13 protein-coding genes are annotated in these 15603 nt (G+C 63.7%); 11 read left to right on the top strand and 2 right to left on the bottom strand.

Annotated features, from left to right (window positions below; all coding sequences use genetic code 11):
• Window positions 1–22 precede the first annotated feature (22 nt).
• Window positions 23–850: a sugar phosphate isomerase/epimerase family protein gene (locus tag PPA02S_RS07180; RefSeq protein ID WP_028634364.1), complete on the top strand. Its 828-nt coding sequence runs from the start codon at window positions 23–25 to the stop codon at window positions 848–850.
• Window positions 851–898: 48 nt separating this feature from the next.
• Here PPA02S_RS07180 and PPA02S_RS07175 read toward each other — a convergent pair whose 3' ends face one another.
• Window positions 899–2323, bottom strand: a complete 1425-nt coding sequence (locus PPA02S_RS07175; RefSeq protein ID WP_028634363.1) for an aminotransferase-like domain-containing protein — start codon at window positions 2321–2323, stop codon at window positions 899–901.
• A 323-nt stretch (window positions 2324–2646) separates the two neighbouring features.
• Between PPA02S_RS07175 and PPA02S_RS07170 the strand changes: the two genes are divergently transcribed.
• From PPA02S_RS07170 to PPA02S_RS07155, 4 genes are all read left to right on the top strand, one after another.
• Entirely contained in the window at window positions 2647–4056 is a 1410-nt protein-coding gene (locus PPA02S_RS07170) for an amino acid permease (protein WP_028634362.1), read from the top strand.
• Window positions 4057–4183: 127 nt separating this feature from the next.
• Window positions 4184–4960 (top strand): trans-aconitate 2-methyltransferase, encoded by a 777-nt coding sequence (tam, locus tag PPA02S_RS07165; RefSeq protein WP_028634361.1) that lies wholly within the window; start codon window positions 4184–4186, stop codon window positions 4958–4960.
• A gap of 113 nt (window positions 4961–5073) precedes the next feature.
• Entirely contained in the window at window positions 5074–5784 is a 711-nt protein-coding gene (locus PPA02S_RS07160) for a YebC/PmpR family DNA-binding transcriptional regulator (protein ID WP_028634360.1), read from the top strand.
• 118 nt (window positions 5785–5902) lie between these two features.
• Window positions 5903–6838 (top strand): LysR family transcriptional regulator, encoded by a 936-nt coding sequence (locus PPA02S_RS07155; protein ID WP_028634359.1) that lies wholly within the window; start codon window positions 5903–5905, stop codon window positions 6836–6838.
• Between the two features lie 27 nt (window positions 6839–6865).
• Here the strand turns inward: PPA02S_RS07155 and PPA02S_RS07150 are convergent, their stop codons facing one another.
• A complete protein-coding gene (locus PPA02S_RS07150; protein ID WP_028634358.1) occupies window positions 6866–8254 on the bottom strand; it encodes an aminotransferase-like domain-containing protein in 1389 nt (462 codons plus the stop codon).
• 344 nt (window positions 8255–8598) lie between these two features.
• On the opposite strand from PPA02S_RS07150, the gene PPA02S_RS07145 reads away from it, so the two are divergent.
• The 6 genes from PPA02S_RS07145 (at window position 8599) to PPA02S_RS07120 (ending at window position 15551) form a co-directional block, all read left to right on the top strand.
• Entirely contained in the window at window positions 8599–9804 is a 1206-nt protein-coding gene (locus PPA02S_RS07145; RefSeq protein WP_028634357.1) for a benzoate/H(+) symporter BenE family transporter, read from the top strand.
• On the top strand, window positions 9801–10973 hold the full coding sequence (locus PPA02S_RS07140; protein ID WP_028634356.1) for an NAD(P)/FAD-dependent oxidoreductase: 1173 nt from the start codon (window positions 9801–9803) through the stop codon (window positions 10971–10973). The genes PPA02S_RS07145 and PPA02S_RS07140 overlap by 4 nt, the downstream gene beginning before the upstream one ends.
• Before the next feature lie 27 nt (window positions 10974–11000).
• On the top strand, window positions 11001–11432 hold the full coding sequence (locus PPA02S_RS07135; protein ID WP_028634355.1) for a Rid family detoxifying hydrolase: 432 nt from the start codon (window positions 11001–11003) through the stop codon (window positions 11430–11432).
• Window positions 11433–11525: 93 nt separating this feature from the next.
• The gene (locus PPA02S_RS07130; RefSeq protein WP_028634354.1) at window positions 11526–12794 is read left to right on the top strand and encodes a threonine synthase; all 1269 of its coding nucleotides are present in this window, start codon (window positions 11526–11528) and stop codon (window positions 12792–12794) included.
• Window positions 12791–14029, top strand: coding sequence for a serine hydroxymethyltransferase (glyA, locus tag PPA02S_RS07125; RefSeq protein WP_028634353.1), 1239 nt, complete (start codon window positions 12791–12793; stop codon window positions 14027–14029). The genes PPA02S_RS07130 and glyA overlap by 4 nt, the downstream gene beginning before the upstream one ends.
• A gap of 112 nt (window positions 14030–14141) precedes the next feature.
• Complete coding sequence (locus tag PPA02S_RS07120) at window positions 14142–15551, top strand: DOPA decarboxylase (protein WP_028634352.1); 1410 nt, start codon at window positions 14142–14144, stop codon at window positions 15549–15551.
• The last annotated feature ends 52 nt before the right edge of the window (window positions 15552–15603 follow it).

Raw genomic sequence — 15603 nt, 5'->3', positions numbered from 1 at the left:
TCTTTATTGACGGTGAAGCAAAATGACGGATCGAATTTTTTCCCTGGCAGCGCTTACGGTACTGGAGCTGTCGCCGCCGGACATGGTGGAAGCCGCTGCCCGTGCGGGGTATAGCCACGTAGGCCTGCGCCTGGTGCCGGCGACAGAGCAGGAACAGCACTTCCCGCTGGTGGCCGACGCGAGCTTGCGCCGGCAAACCCAGGCGCGGTTGCGCGACACCGGCATCAAAGTGCTGGACCTGGAGATTCTGCGGCTCAAGCCGGATACCTGCGTGGCGGACTTCAAGGCCATTCTCGACGTGGGCGCGGAGCTGGGCGGTACCGAACTGTTGGTGGCAGGCAACGACCCTGACGAGTCGCGGCTAACCGAGCGGTTCGCGCACTTGTGTGACCTGGCCGCAGACTACGGCATTTACCCGCATCTGGAGTTCATGCCTTGGACAGATGTGCGTGACCTGCGCCAGGCCATGCGCGTTGTAGCCAATGCTGATCGCGGCAATGCCTGTGTATTGGTGGATGCCTTCCATTTCAACCGCTCGGCTTCGGCGCTGGCAGACCTGGCCACGCTGGCACCCGAGCGCATGCGCTATGCCCAGTTGTGTGATGTGGCGGGCCCGGTACCGGATGACATGGACGAAATCCTGCGCCAGGCCCGCAACGAACGGCGCTTTCCGGGCGGCGGCGATGCCGACCTCGTAGGGTTGCTGCGTGCTCTGCCAGCGAACGTGCCGCTGAGCCTGGAAATACCGACCCGCCAGTTGCTGGAGCAGGGTATCAGTGGCGAACAACGGGCACGCATGGCCCTGCAACGGGCCAAAGCCGTACTCGCCAAAGCCACCTTCGTTTCGTAGAAGCGAGCGATGCGCCGCAAAGCGGCGCTGCTTGCAGCCATCGCCCTTTCACACCCCCCCACGCCGCACATGCTTGGCCAGCACCTGCTCCAGCATCTCCCACATCAGCGGGTCCAGGCTGAATGCCACGTTGAAGCGCATCCACCCGGTCTGCCCGGCATCGACCATGAACAGCTGGCCAGGCCCGAGCATGATGCCTTTTTCCAGCGCATCGTCCAGCAGCAGCGCGCTGTCGGTAATCGCCGGGTGGCGGGTCCAGATGTACATGCCTTCGTCCGACTCGGTGAACAGCTCGAAGCCCAGCCGGTGCAAGTGCCGGCCGACTTCCTGGTGGGCTTCGGCCAGGCGCTGGCGCAGGCGTTTGAGGTGCTTGCGCCAGCGGCCGTCGATGATCGCGGCATACACCACACGCTCCATCACCTGGGACGTGGTCAGCCCCGAGCGCATCTTCATCTGCAACAGCTGCTGCGCTAGGCCCGGGTTGGCCAGCATGTAGCCCACCCGCACATTGGGTGAGATGCTCTTCGAGTAGCTGCCCACGTACACCACCTGCTGCAGATGGTCGAGGCTGGCCAGGCACGGCTGGGGTTCGGCGATCATGTCGGCGTACAGGTTGTTCTCGACCAACCGGAAGCCATGCTGGCTTGCCAGTTGCAGCAGGCGGTGCAGTTGCGGCAGCGGGGTGCGCGAGCAGGTCGGGCTGTGCAGGTGCGGCTGGGTGAAGAACGCCGTCGGGCGGTGCTGCGTCAGCAGGTGCTCGAGGTGGTTGAGGTCGTAGCCGGTAGGCGTGCGCGGTACGCCCACCAATGTGGCGCCCTGGGTACGCAGGATGCTCATCAGGTTGGGGTAGCCAGGGTCGTCCACCAGCACCACGTCACCCGGCCGAACCAGCGTGCGCACCGCCAGGTCCAGGGCCTGGCTGGCGCCGTGGGTAAGCATCAATTGCGCAGGGTTGGCGACGATCGACAGCTCCTGTTGCAGGTTCTGCGCGGTCAGGGTACGCAGCTCCGGTAACCCCATGGGGTCGCCGTAACCGGACAACTCCAGCGGGCTGCCGGCCACCTGGCGCAAACCCCGGCGCAGGCCGTCCTCGTACATCCAGTCGTTGGGCAACCAGCCGCACCCCGGCTTGAACGGCAGCTGGCGGATCTCGAAGATCTGCTGCAGGTACCATTCGGAGTTGAACGTTGGTCGGCTGGCGTCAGCCTCGGCAGTGTGCTGCTCCAGCAGTTCGCCCGCGGCCCGGTTGACGAAGAACCCCGCATTGCCCCGGCTCACCAGCAGGCCTTGAGCGACCAGGCGGTCGTACGCCTCGACCACGGTGAAGGTGCTCACCGAGTAGGTGGCGGCAAAGGCGCGGATCGACGGCACCTTGGCGCCGGGCTTGAGCGTCTGATTGTCGATAAGGGTGCGAAGCCCGTCGATGATCTGGTTGACCAGCGGCGTCGTGGACTCTGGATGTAGTTGCAGCATGGGGTGCCTTCAGGTGGGTGTAGCCAGGCGCCTTGCCGGTGTACTGGGTCGGCGGCCTATACAGTGCAGTGCGAGTTTCATGCCACTGTGCATGGCTCTCTGCGTCGGACATTTTTACATTAGGTGTCGGATATCGCCACATAAAGCATGTTCAGTTCGCCCCAGGTGTCAGCCCTGGGGCGCGTCAGCAGGCCGCCATGGAAGGCCTGCGTGTGTTTGTCACACCATCCTGCCCGCATTAGCACTGATGTACAGGTGAAGCCGCCAGCCATCGGGGTTTCACGCATTTCCTTGGATAAAAAGAAGCACGGGGTACACAACTGATGGACGCAACATCCACAACAACCACCGCGAAAGGCGGGCACGAGAGCAAGCTCAGTGCCTCGCTCAAGTCGCGCCACCTGACGATGATGTCCATCGCCGGGGTGATCGGCGGCGCCTTGTTCGTCGGCTCCGGCAGCGTGATTCACAGCGCCGGGCCGGCTGCGGTGCTGGCCTACCTGGCAGGCGGCATCCTGGTGGTGCTGATCATGCGCATGCTGGGCGAAATGGCGACCTCGTCGCCCGACACCGGTTCGTTCTCCACCTATGCCGACCGCGCCATCGGCCGCTGGGCCGGGTTCACCATCGGTTGGCTGTACTGGTGGTACTGGGTCATCCTCATGGCCTGGGAGGCCTACGTGGCGGGCAAGATCCTGCATGGGTTCTTCCCGGATGTCAGCGTCAACGTCTTCGTGCTGGCCACCACCCTGGTGCTGATCACGGTCAACTTCTTCAACGTCAAGCACTACGGCGAGTTCGAGTTCTGGTTCGCGTTGATCAAGGTGATCGCGATCGTCTGCTTCCTGATCGTGTGTACCGCCGCAGTGTTGAACATCTGGCAGTTCGGTGAAGTGCGCGGCATCACTCACCTTACCGCCGAAGGCTTCATGCCCAACGGGATCACCACGGTGATCGGGGCCTTGCTGGGCGTGATGTTCGCCTTCCTGGGCGCCGAGATCGTCACCATCGCCGCCTCCGAAGCCAAGGACCCTGCCGCGCAGATCGTCAAGGCCACCAATTCGGTGGTGTGGCGCGTATGCCTGTTCTATGTGGGCTCGATCTTCCTGATCGTCTGCCTGGTGCCGTGGAACGACCCGCACCTGGGCGTCTCCGGTTACGGTGCCTACCGCCGTACCCTGGAGCTGCTGGGCGTGCCTTACGCCGAGCTGCTGATGAACTTCGTGGTCCTGACTTCGGTAAGCAGCTGCCTGATCTCCGGCCATTACACAGCTTCGCGCATGCTGTTCTCCCTGGCCCAGCGCGGCGATGCACCGTCGTTCTTCAAGATCACCCGGGCCGGCACCGGCGTACCGGTGTACGCAATCATGGGCTCGTGCGCCGTGGCCATCGTCTGCGCGCTGATCAACTTCAGCGAGACACTGCGCCCCAAGGACGTGCTGGACACCCTGATGAACACCACCGGCATGATCGCCTTGCTGGTGTACCTGGTGATTGCCTGCTCGCAGCTGCGCATGCGTCGCAAGCTGATTGCCGAGGGCAAGGAAGTGCGCCTGAAGATGTGGCTGTTCCCCTGGCTGACCTACCTGGTGATCGCGTTCATCGTTGCTGCCCTGGTGACCATGGCCTTCATGCCTGACTACCAGATTCTGGTGATCTCCACCGGTATCGCCGCTGCGGTGGTGGTGGCAATGGGCGTGGTGCATCAGCTGCGCAGCAGCCGCCAGCACTAAGCGTCAACGGCGTTACGCTGCGGCCGGCTCCCTTGGGACTCGGCCGTTTTGCATTGTGGGCCTTCCCCAGCCCCAGACACCCGGCAGATGGCATATGCTGCACCCATCGCTCAAGGAGATTGCTCCCATGTCCTGGTCCGCCACCCAGTATTCCCTGTTCGAAGACGAACGCACCCGCGCCGTGCGCGACCTGCTGGCCGCGGTGCCCCCGCGCCCGGTGCGCCACGCCACGGACCTTGGGTGCGGGCCTGGCAACTCGACAGAAGTGCTGCTGCAGCGTTGCCCCGACGCCCAGGTGACGGCGCTGGACAGTGACGCCGACATGATCGACAAGGCCCGTGAGCGCAAGCGCCTGTGCATTCCGCGGGTGCGCATGGTCACTGCCGACATTACCGGCTGGTGCGCGGCCGAACCCCAGGACCTGATCCTGGCCAATGCGTCGCTGCAGTGGGTACCCGACCACGCCAGCCTTTATCCGCACCTGGTCCAGCAGCTCAGCGAGGGCGCCAGCCTGGCCGTGCAGACCCCCGACAACCTGGAGGAACCGGCCCATGCCGCCCTGCGTGAAATCGCCAGCCAGGGCCCATGGGCGGCAACGTTCGCTGATTTCCGATTGCCACCCAGGCACGGCGCCAGCTTCTACTACGATGTGCTCAGCCCGCTGTGCACGCGGGTGGATGTGTGGCGTACCACCTACTATCACCCGCTGGTCGGCGGCGCCCAGGCGGTGGTGGAGTGGTTCAAGGGCTCAGCCCTGCGGCCCTACCTGGCACGCTTGCAGGCCCAGGAGCAGGCGCAGTTCCTGCAGCTGTACCTGCAGGCCATGCAGCACGCCTACCCGGCGGCCAGCGATGGCAAGGTGCTGTTGCCGTTTCCGCGGTTGTTCGTGGTCGCGACCCGTTGAGGCGCGGCCTGATGCCGACATGTGTTGTCGATCACGGGGCAGAGGCGTATAAAATGCACCCACTTTTTGTGCCGGTCGCTTCCTGAACCGGCCGCTGAAACAAGAGAGTCGACATGGGCGCACAGTGGAAAGCCAAACATAAAGAAGCCGCGGCCAACGCCAAAGGCAAGGTCATGGGCAAGCTGTCCAAGGAAATCCAGATTGCCGCCAAGGCTGGCGCCGACCCGGACATGAACCCGCGCCTGCGCCTGGCCATCGACCAGGCCAAGAAAGCGTCGATGACCCGCGAGACCCTGGAACGGGCCATTCGCAAAGGTGCGGGCCTGGACGGTGATGCCGTGCAGTACGCGGCGGTCAGCTACGAAGGCTTCGCGCCGCACCAGGTGCCGTTGATCGTCGAGTGCCTGACCGACAACGTCAACCGCACCGTCGCGCAGATTCGTGTGTTGTTCCGCAAGGGCCAGCTTGGTGCCAGCGGCTCGGTCGCCTGGGACTTCAACCACGTTGGCCTGATCGAAGCCACCCCCACCGGCGACGCCGACCCTGAAATGGCTGCCATCGAAGCCGGTGCCCAGGACTTCGAAGCCGGTGACGAGGAAGGCTCCACGCTGTTCATCACCGACACCACAGACCTGGATGCGGTGCAGAAGGCGTTGCCGGAGCAGGGCTTCACCGTGACCTCTGCCAAGCTGGGTTACACCCCCAAAAACCCGGTGAGTGCGGCCAGCCTGAGTGCCGAAGCCTTGGCCGAGGTCGAAGCATTTCTGGAAGCCATCGACGAAAACGATGACGTACAGAACGTGTACGTGGGCCTGACCGAGTGACCTGCCTGGGCCGCTTTCGCGGCCCGATCGCCGGCAACGCCGGCGGCCACGGCCGCGCGTGACCTCCGCCAGGTTGCGCCTGGTCTGTGGGCTGTCGATACCCCCGAGGGCAGCCTGTATGAACCCTGGTTTCGCCTCCCTCAGCCTGGCGCACCTGCGCACGCTGGAGCATCTGCTGCAACTGAAGAACCTGAGTCACGCTGCCGAGCGGCTGGGCGTCAGCCAGTCGGCCCTGAGTCGGCAACTGGCCCACCTGCGTGAAGCATTCGACGACCCGCTGCTGGTGCGCCAAGGGCGTGGCTATGTGCTCAGCGAGCACGCCGAGGCCCTGGTCGAACCCCTGCGCCAGGTGCTTGAAGAGCTTCACAGCCTGCGCCAGCCCGCCGTCTTTGACCCTGCCCGCTGTGAACGGCGTTTTTGCCTGGCCGCCTCGGATTACGTGGCCGAGCACATGTTGCCGCTGCTGGTGGCAGCGCTGGAGCAGGAGGCGCCTGGGGTGTGTCTGGAGTACCGCACCTGGCAGGCCGGGCAATACGCCTTGCTTGCCAGTGGCGAAATCGACCTGGCCACCACCCTGTTCGACGAGTCGCCGCCCAACCTGCACGGGCGCCTGCTGGGCGAGGACCGGGCCGTGTGCTTGATGCGGCGCAACCACCCGCTGGCCGCCCACCCCGTGCTCGGCCAGAACGATTACCTGGCGCACAAGCACGTGCGTATTTCCGGGGGTGGCGACAAGGACAGCTTCATCGACCGCCATTTGCGGGCGCAGGGCCTGCAGCGTCGGGTAGGCCTGGAGGTGCCGTTCTTCTCCGCTGCGGTGCAGGTGATCGTGGCCAGCCAGGCGGTAGCGACCGTGCCCGAGCATATTGCGCGGCAACTGTGCCGGCTGCATGCGCTGGCCTGGCGGCCACTGGGCTTCGTGGAACACACCCAGCGTTATTGGGTGGTCTGGCATCAGCGCCTGCAGGCCTCGGCTGAGCATCGCTGGTTGCGCAACCGGGTGTTCGAGCTGTGGCGTCAGTCGCAGTTCGGCGTGCAGGGTGGGGTCGCCTGACAGCCACGGGCATCAGGGCGGTTGGCTTCAATAGTACCGTCGCGGGTCCGAATCGATCAGGCTGGCCAACTTGGTCAAGGCAAAGCGCAATTCATCGTGACTGGTTGGCGACATCAGCACCAGCCTCACGCAGCGGTTATCCCCCCCACGCTCGGCCTGGAACTGGGTGCCGCTCAGCACCAGCACGCCGTTGGCGCGGGCGAGCAGGGTGAACTCGTCGGCGCTCCAAGGCTCAGGCAGGGTGAGCCAGAGGTGGTACGAGTAAGGCTGGGTCTTGAACTGGAAGCCTGCAAAGATTTCCCGGGCGATTGCCTGGCGCTCTGCCGCCTGGGTACGCTGGATGCGCACCAGCTTGCTGTCCAGGCCTTCGGTGATGACATTACTGGCCAGTTGGGCCGTGAGCGGGGAGGGCATCCACACACTGCTGCGCACCATGGAGGTCAGGCGCGACAGCAGTTTGGGTGGGCTGTACAGGTACCCCACGCGCAGTGCCGGCATGATCGCCTTCGACAGGCTGGTGAGGTAGACCGACCGGTCTGGTGCATACGCCGAGAGGGGCTTGATAGACGGGTCCGTAGCCAGGAAGCCATAGATATCGTCGTCGAGGATGATGAAGTCGAACTCTTCGGCCAAGGCCGCGATCTGCGCGCGGCGAGCAGCAGACATGATGGCAGCCGTGGGGTTCTGGCAGGTCGCAACGCACACCAGCATGGCCGGCTTTTCACGCAGGCACAGCTCGCGTAACGCATCGGGCAGGATGCCCTCGTCATCCATGGGTATGCCGCGCAGGCGGCGCTCCAGGCTGTGGGCAACCGAAATGATGCCGGGGTAGCACAACGCTTCGCACAGCACCAGGTCGCCGGCATGGGTCAAGGCACTCATTGCCACCATCAGGCCGTGTTGCGCCCCGGCAGTGATCACGACTTGCTGCCACTGGGCATCGGGCAAGGCGTGGCGCAACCACTGCGCACCCGCCTCACGGTGGGCAGGGTGGCCGCCGTCAGGTGCGTAATCGAGGGCGCGGGCGAAATCCGTGCTTTTGGCCATGCCGACCAGGGCGCCGCGCAGCCAGTACTCGAGGGTTTCGCTATAGGGCTTGATGATCGACAGATCAAGCAGCTCCGACTGCCCCAGGTTCAGCGGGGCAGCGCTGTTGCTGGCCGGCAGTTCCAGCTGGCCCTGGCTGAGCACGTAGGTGCCGCGCCCCACTTCCCCCTGTACCAGGCGACGGCGATGGGCCTCGTTGTAGGCTCGGCTGATGGTACCGGGTGTGACGTTCAGGGTAGTCGCCAGCTCGCGCAGCGTCGGCAGCCGATCACCCTGGTTCAAGACGCCACTGTTGATATCCCGTGCCAGCGCATCGGCGATCGACAGGTACATCGGCTGATTGGACTCGTTTAGCTGGGGAACCCACATGAATGACACTGCCCATCGAATAAATGATCAATGTCCGAGGATATCACAGCGGCATTGATCCACCAGTAAAACCCAGCAACAGCGATTCATTGATTCGAATCAATGATCTAAGCCAGTGGCCGCTGGGGGTGGAATAATTTCATCTACGTTTTAACTCCATATAAATCAACGTGCTACATCGTCGTTAGGCTGTTTTCACAGTCTGTATTCATGAAAATTGAGCCAATGATGGCAATCAGGTATTGAATCATTTCAATTTGTTGCAATACACTCATTGTGCATCGAATCAATCGACTCAATCCTGCTAACCAATGCGCAATGCCGCCGCGCCAAGCCGAGGCCTCATGGACACAATCAGAAAGGATCTATCGCTCTCCGCCGTTATCGCAGGCCTCATCGCCGTGATCATTTCTTATGCCGGGCCACTGATCATCGTGTTCCAGGCCGCCAGGCAAGCGCACCTGCCGGATGATGTGGTGTCGTCCTGGATCTGGGCAATTTCCATCGGCAGCGGGGTCACCGGCCTTTTGCTCAGCTGGCGCCTGCGCATCCCAGTCATCACAGCCTGGTCGACGCCAGGGGCGGCCCTGCTGGTGTCGCTACTGCCCACCATCACGCTGCCACAGGCCGTGGGCGCCTACGTGGTGGCGTCGCTGATCATTGCGGCGGTGGGTTTGTCCGGTGCATTCGACAAACTGATGAACCGTTTACCCAAAGCCATCGCTGCGGCGATGCTCGCCGGCATTCTGTTCCGCTTCGGCACCGAGCTATTCACTTCAGTGACGCTACAGCCGGCGCTGGTGTTGTCGATGATCGCGGCTTACCTGATCTTCAGGCGCCTGTCCCCCCGTTACGCAATCCTCTCGGTGCTGGTTGTCGGCTGCGCCGTAGCGGGCTCGCTCGGCACCCTCAACAGCGACTCGATCGTGATCGCGGTGGCCCACCCCGTATTCACCGCACCGCAGTGGAACTGGCACGCCATCATCAACCTGGGCCTGCCGCTGGCGCTGGTGACGCTCACCGGCCAGTACGTACCCGGCATGGCCGTGTTGCGCACCTCGGGCTACACCACCCCGGCGCGCTCGATCATCTCGGTCACTGCGATCGGTTCGGTGCTGATGGCGCCGTTTGCCTCCCATGGCTTGAACCTGGCGGCCATTACGGCAGCGATCTGCACGGGCCGCGAGGCCCACGAGGACCGTGACAAACGGTATGTCGCCGGAATCGCCTGCGGCCTCTTCTACATTCTGATGGGGATTTTCGGTGCGACCCTGGCGTCGGTCTTTTCCGCGCTGCCCAAAGAACTCATCGCATCCCTTGCGGGCCTGGCCTTGTTCGGCGCGATCAGTGCCGGCCTGACCGGCGCCATGGCAGACGACAAACAGCGCGAAGCCGCATTGATCACCTTCCTTGTCACCGCCTCGGGCATGAGCTTCCTGGGCCTGGCGGCTGCGTTCTGGGGGCTGGTGTTCGGCCTGGTCGCCCACTTCGCGCTGACCTGGACCCGGGAAAGCAAAACCGTCGCCATCACCGAGGGCAGCCGACCATGAGCGGGTCTTACGATTTCATTGTGGTGGGTGGCGGCATCGCCGGGGTGTCGGTGGCTTACGAACTGGCCGCTCATGGCAGCGTGTGCCTGCTTGAGCAGGAGCAGCAACTGGCCTATCACACCACGGGCCGCTCGGCTGCGATCTCGATGGAGAGCTATGGCAACCAGCAAATCCGCTCCTTGACCTGTGCCTCGCGGGCCTTCTTCGAAAACCCGCCCGAAGGCCTGGCCGAGCACCCGCTGTGGGCACCCCGGGGTGCGCTGATCGTGGCGCAAGCAAGCCGCGAAGACAAACTCAGGGCACGGTTCAAGGCCGTGTCGGCCCAGGTGCCCAGCGCCTGCTACCTCGATGCCAAGCAGGTGCTGGAGCATGTGCCTTACCTGGCCGAAGGTGCCTGGGCCGCCGGTATCTACGAGCCCAGCGCCTTCGACCTGGATGTGCATGCTATCCACGGTGCCTACCTTGGCGGGCTGCGCAAACGGGGCGGGGTGGTCAAGCGGGCGTGCGAAGTGCTCAGAGGCGAATGGCAGCCCGGCCACTGGACATTGCTTACCCAGGACGGTCAGCGCCTGCAGGCAGCCATCGTCGTGAACGCCGCCGGCGCCTGGGCCGACGAGCTGGCAGAGCGCTGCTCAGTATCCAGGGTTGGCGTGTGGCCGCTGCGCCGTACCGTACTGGCCGTGGACCCGCAGTGCGACGTCCATGGCACGCCGTACCTGGGCACGGTCGACGAAGACATCTTCATCAAACCCGAAGCCGGGCGGCTGATCGTTTCGCCGTGCGATGAAGACCCTTCGCCACCCTGCGATGCGTTGCCGGATGAGCTGGGGCTGGCGATCACCATGGACCGGCTGCAAACCGTAACGCGGCTGCGGCCCCGGGCGATCATCAATAAGTGGGCGCGCCTACGTACGTTTGTTGCCGATCGCTCTCCAGTGCTCGGCCAGGACCCGCAACACGAAAACTTCATCTGGTTGGCCGCACTGGGTGGCTATGGCATTCAGGCCGCCCCCGCCATCGCGCGGCTGTGTGCGCATGCTGCGCTGGGCGTGGCCGTACCGCAGGACCTGGCGGCCCTGCAACTGAACTACCTGCTTTTTTCCCCGGCGCGATGCCGTGATACGGCGTTCGCCAGCCTGGCCGTGAAGAAGGTTGCCGACCTGCACTAACCCTCACACTCAACAAGGACCGTCTCCATGCAAAGCACTGCTCAAATCAATACTGCTGGCACCCCTTTCCTGGCCGAGGAAAACGTGATTTTCACCAACAAGGCCCCGTTGCCGCTGGGCACTTATTCCCAGGGCATCAAGGTGAGCCGCGGGCAGACCATCTACCTGTCGGCACAGACACCGGTTTCGGCGTTGACCAACGAAGTGTTGGCACAGGATTTCGAAGGCCAGTTGCGCCAGACCCTCGACAACCTGGCGCAGATGGCCGAGGCGGCAGGCGGAACACTGGCAAACGTGGTGAAGGTAACCGCGTTCATCACCGACTTGAGTGAGTTCCCCACCCTGAACCGCGTGATGCAAGAGTACTTCACCTCGCCATACCCGGCGCGCACCACCGCAGGGGCCAGCGCCCTGGCGCGCAATACCCTGGTTGCCATCGACGCCATCATGGTGGTCTGAAGCGCCCTTTATCAGCGAGTGCCCGTCGGTTCTGTGCAGCGGACCGACGTCGGCAGGGAAAGCACCCGCACAGCACACTTCCTAAGGATGGCCATGAAGAATTCGTACAAAGCGTATGCATTGCAGTGCCTGGTGTGCGACCGCCAATACCAGCCCCATGAGGTCAGTTACTTTTGCCCACATTGCAAGGGCGAAGGTGCCCTCGATGTGCTTTACGACTACCCCACGCTGAAGCGTGAATGGCCCCGAGCAGCCCTGGCGGACCAGCAGGCCCGTGGCATGTGGCGCTATGACCGGCTGATGCCACTCAGTTCGACCCAGTACGTACCGCCGCTGCTGGTGGGTAATACGCCGCTGTATGCGCCGGCCGATCTGCTTGGCGAAGGCTCGGCGATCAAGGTGTTGATCAAGGACGAATCCAGGCAACCCACGGGGTCGCTGAAGGACCGCGCCAGTGCGCTGGCTGTAGCCCATGCCTTGCAGTCGGGCGCCCGCACCGTGGCCGTGGCCAGCACGGGCAACGCCGCCTCGGCGCTGGCCGGGATGAGTGCCAGCATGGGCCTGCACAATGTGATTTATCTGCCACGCACCGCACCCCGGGAAAAGCGCGCGCAGATGTTGGGCTATGGGGCCGAGATCGTATTGGTGGACGGCCAGTACGATGAGGCATTCGAGCAATGCCTGGCCGGCTGCCAGGCGCACGGCTGGTACAACCGAACCACCGGTATTAACTCGTACATGAGCGAGGGCAAGAAGACCGTTGCCTTCGAGATCTGTGAACAGCTGCACTGGCAGGTGCCCGATCTGATATTCGTGCCGGTCGGTAATGGCTGCATCCTGGGTTCAGTCTACAAGGGCCTGTTCGATTTGCTGCAACTGGGCTGGATCGACCGTATGCCGCGTCTGATCGGTGTGCAGGCCGAACACAGTAACTTCATGTACCGGGCGTGGCGCAGCGACCGCTCCATGGCACGCACCGCACGCATCGCACCTACCAGCCTGGCCAGCAGCATCAACGTGGCATTGCCACGCGATCGCCTCAAGGCCATGCGCGCGGTAACAGCCAGCAACGGCGAATTCATGTGCGTCAGTGACCAGGACATCGTGACAGCGGCGTCCAGGCTTGCCTCGCGCACCGGTGTATTCGCCGAAGCGGGTGCTGCCAGCGCCTTCGCCGGCCTGATCAAGTATGCCCAGGCACATCCCGATACCGCGCAGACCGCTGTGGTGCTGATCACCGGCAGCGGCTTGAAAGACACCTCCATCTTCCTCTCCGGCAGCGCCGGCGGCCCGCCAGGCGCACTGGCGGGTCAGTTGCCGACGCCGTTGAACACAGCGCCATCACAAGGAATCTCCGCATGAGCTTGCAATTTCGCGACCCCGCCATCGCTCGTCTGATTGACCGCGAGCGCAATCGTCAGGAAACCCACCTGGAGCTGATCGCCTCGGAAAACTACGTGAGCGAACAGGTGCTCCAGGCCCAAGGCTCGGTACTCACCAACAAGTATGCCGAAGGCTATCCAGGCCGCCGTTACTACGGTGGCTGCAAGGTCGTCGACGAAATCGAGAACCTTGCCATCGACCGAGCCCGCCAACTGTTCGGCTGCGAATATGTCAACGTTCAGCCGCACTCCGGCTCACAGGCCAACCAGGCAGTTTTCCTTGCGGCGCTTGAGCCGGGCGACAGCATTCTAGGGATGTCACTGGCTCACGGCGGCCATCTGACCCACGGCGCCTCGGTGAATTTTTCGGGCAGGTTCTTCCAGGCCTTTGCCTATGGCCTTGAGCCAGGCATTGAGACCCTCGACTACCAACAGATGGAAGCGCTGGCACGCGAGCATCGGCCGAAAATGATCATCGCAGGTGCATCGGCCTATTCCCGCGTCATTGATTTCTCGCGCTTTCGCAAAGTCTGCGATGAAATCGGCGCCTACCTGATGGTCGACATGGCCCATTACGCTGGGTTGGTAGCGGCAGGCGTGTACCCCTCGCCAGTCGGTATCGCCGACTTCATCACCTCGACCACCCACAAGACCCTGCGCGGCCCGCGCGGCGGCTTGATTTTGGCCAAGGCTGAATACGCGGCCCTGCTCGACAAGACGGTGTTCCCGGTGTACCAGGGCGGGCCGCTGATGCACGTGATTGCCGCCAAGGCGGTGGCGTTCGGCGAAGCCCTGAGCGACGATTTCAAACAGTACCAGCGACGGGTGGTGGACAACGCCCGGACCATGGCTGATGTGCTGACCCGGCGCGGCTTGCGGGTTGTGTCCGGCGGCACCGACAGCCACATGTTCCTGCTTGACCTGCGCGCCATGAACATTACCGGCAAGGATGCGGAAGCCCTGCTGGAAAGCGCCCATATCACCCTGAACAAAAATTCGATTCCAGGCGATCCGCAGAAACCGACGATCACCAGTGGCATCCGTATTGGCACACCCGCACTGACGACGCGTGGGTTTGGCGAGGTTGAATGCGCTGAAGTGGCTGGCCTGATCGCCGACCTGCTGGCGCAGCCCAACGACAGCGCACTGCTGGAAAACACCCGACGCCGTGTGATGCATCTGTGTGAGTGCTTCCCGGTATACCTGCTGGCATGAGGAGCCTTGCGGGTTCGCCATAGCAGCTATGCACGAAGCGGGGTTATTCGCCAGGGGCACTGTGCCTAGACTAGAGCAGTATCTGGCAATCACATTCCTCAGGAGAGCCCCCGTGACCCCCGAACAATTCCGCCAATACGGCCACCAGCTGATCGACCTGATTGCCGACTACCGCCAGACCGTGGGCGAGCGGCCGGTGATGGCCCAGGTTGAGCCCGGCTACCTGAAGGCGGTATTGCCTGACGCCGCTCCGCAACAGGGCGAGGCGTTCGAAGCGATCCTCGCGGATGTCCAGCAGGCGATCATGCCTGGGTTGTCCCATTGGCAGCACCCGGACTTCTATGGCTACTTCCCCTCCAACGGCACCTTGTCGTCGGTATTGGGCGATTTTCTCAGCACCGGCCTGGGCGTGCTGGGCCTGTCCTGGCAGTCCAGCCCGGCCTTGAGCGAGCTGGAAGAAACCACCTTGGGCTGGTTGCGTGAGTTGCTGGGTTTGTCGGCCCAGTGGAGCGGGGTGATCCAGGACACCGCCTCGACCAGCACGCTGGTTGCGCTGATCAGCGCCCGTGAACGCGCCACCGATTACGCCTTGGTGCGTGGCGGCCTGCAGGCCGAAGCCAGGCCGCTGATCGTGTATGTCAGCGCCCACGCCCACAGCTCGGTAGACAAGGCGGCGCTGCTGGCCGGCTTCGGGCGCGCCAACATTCGGCTTATCCCCACCGACGAACGCTACGCCTTGCGCCCCGAGGCACTGCAGGCCGCCATCGAACAGGACCTGGCGGCAGGCAACCAGCCGTGTGCAGTGGTTGCTACCACCGGCACTACCACCACCACGGCCCTCGACCCGCTAAGCGCTATCGGCGCCATCGCCCAGGCGCACAAGCTGTGGCTGCACGTGGATTCCGCCATGGCGGGTTCGGCGATGATCCTGCCCGAGTGCCGGTGGATGTGGGACGGCATCGAGCTGGCGGACTCGGTGGTGGTCAACGCGCACAAGTGGTTGGGGGTGGCGTTCGACTGCTCGATCTACTACGTGCGCGACCCGCAGCACCTGATCCGCGTCATGAGCACCAACCCCAGCTACTTGCAGTCGGCCGTGGATGGCGAGGTGAAGAACCTGCGCGACTGGGGTATCCCGCTGGGGCGCAGGTTCCGGGCCCTGAAGCTGTGGTTCATGTTGCGCAGCGAAGGGGTAGAGGCGTTGCAGGCACGTCTGCGGCGTGACCTGGACAATGCGCAATGGTTGGCCGGGCAGGTAGCGGCTGCCGCCGATTGGGAGTTGCTGGCGCCGGTGCAGTTGCAAACCCTGTGCATTCGGCATCGGCCTGCGGGGCTGGAAGGCGAGGCGCTGGATACCCACACCCGGGGCTGGGCGCAACGGCTGAACGCTTCCGGGGCAGCTTACGTGACACCGGCCACGCTGGATGGCCGCTGGATGGTGCGGGTTTCGATTGGCGCGTTGCCAACCGAACGGGCAGATGTGGAGCGGCTGTGGCGGGGGCTGCAGGGGGTGGTGAACTGATTGTCAGACAGCGCCTTGGGTGGTGGAGCGCAGCTTGCGATCCGCCACCCAA

This window comes from Pseudomonas parafulva NBRC 16636 = DSM 17004, from assembly GCF_000730645.1.
GTDB lineage: Bacteria > Pseudomonadota > Gammaproteobacteria > Pseudomonadales > Pseudomonadaceae > Aquipseudomonas > Aquipseudomonas parafulva.
This window is presented reverse-complemented; position numbering and strand designations above follow the sequence as displayed.

Excerpts from the sequence above, each read along its gene's own strand:
- PPA02S_RS07180 (WP_028634364.1), top strand. The coding sequence starts at position 23 with ATGACGGATCGAATTTTTTCCCTGGCAGCGCTTACGGTACTGGAGCTG.
- PPA02S_RS07175 (WP_028634363.1), bottom strand. The coding sequence starts at position 2,323 with ATGCTGCAACTACATCCAGAGTCCACGACGCCGCTGGTCAACCAGATC.
- PPA02S_RS07170 (WP_028634362.1), top strand. The coding sequence starts at position 2,647 with ATGGACGCAACATCCACAACAACCACCGCGAAAGGCGGGCACGAGAGC.
- tam (WP_028634361.1), top strand. The coding sequence starts at position 4,184 with ATGTCCTGGTCCGCCACCCAGTATTCCCTGTTCGAAGACGAACGCACC.
- PPA02S_RS07160 (WP_028634360.1), top strand. The coding sequence starts at position 5,074 with ATGGGCGCACAGTGGAAAGCCAAACATAAAGAAGCCGCGGCCAACGCC.
- PPA02S_RS07155 (WP_028634359.1), top strand. The coding sequence starts at position 5,903 with ATGAACCCTGGTTTCGCCTCCCTCAGCCTGGCGCACCTGCGCACGCTG.
- PPA02S_RS07150 (WP_028634358.1), bottom strand. The coding sequence starts at position 8,254 with ATGTGGGTTCCCCAGCTAAACGAGTCCAATCAGCCGATGTACCTGTCG.
- PPA02S_RS07145 (WP_028634357.1), top strand. The coding sequence starts at position 8,599 with ATGGACACAATCAGAAAGGATCTATCGCTCTCCGCCGTTATCGCAGGC.
- PPA02S_RS07140 (WP_028634356.1), top strand. The coding sequence starts at position 9,801 with ATGAGCGGGTCTTACGATTTCATTGTGGTGGGTGGCGGCATCGCCGGG.
- PPA02S_RS07135 (WP_028634355.1), top strand. The coding sequence starts at position 11,001 with ATGCAAAGCACTGCTCAAATCAATACTGCTGGCACCCCTTTCCTGGCC.
- PPA02S_RS07130 (WP_028634354.1), top strand. The coding sequence starts at position 11,526 with ATGAAGAATTCGTACAAAGCGTATGCATTGCAGTGCCTGGTGTGCGAC.
- glyA (WP_028634353.1), top strand. The coding sequence starts at position 12,791 with ATGAGCTTGCAATTTCGCGACCCCGCCATCGCTCGTCTGATTGACCGC.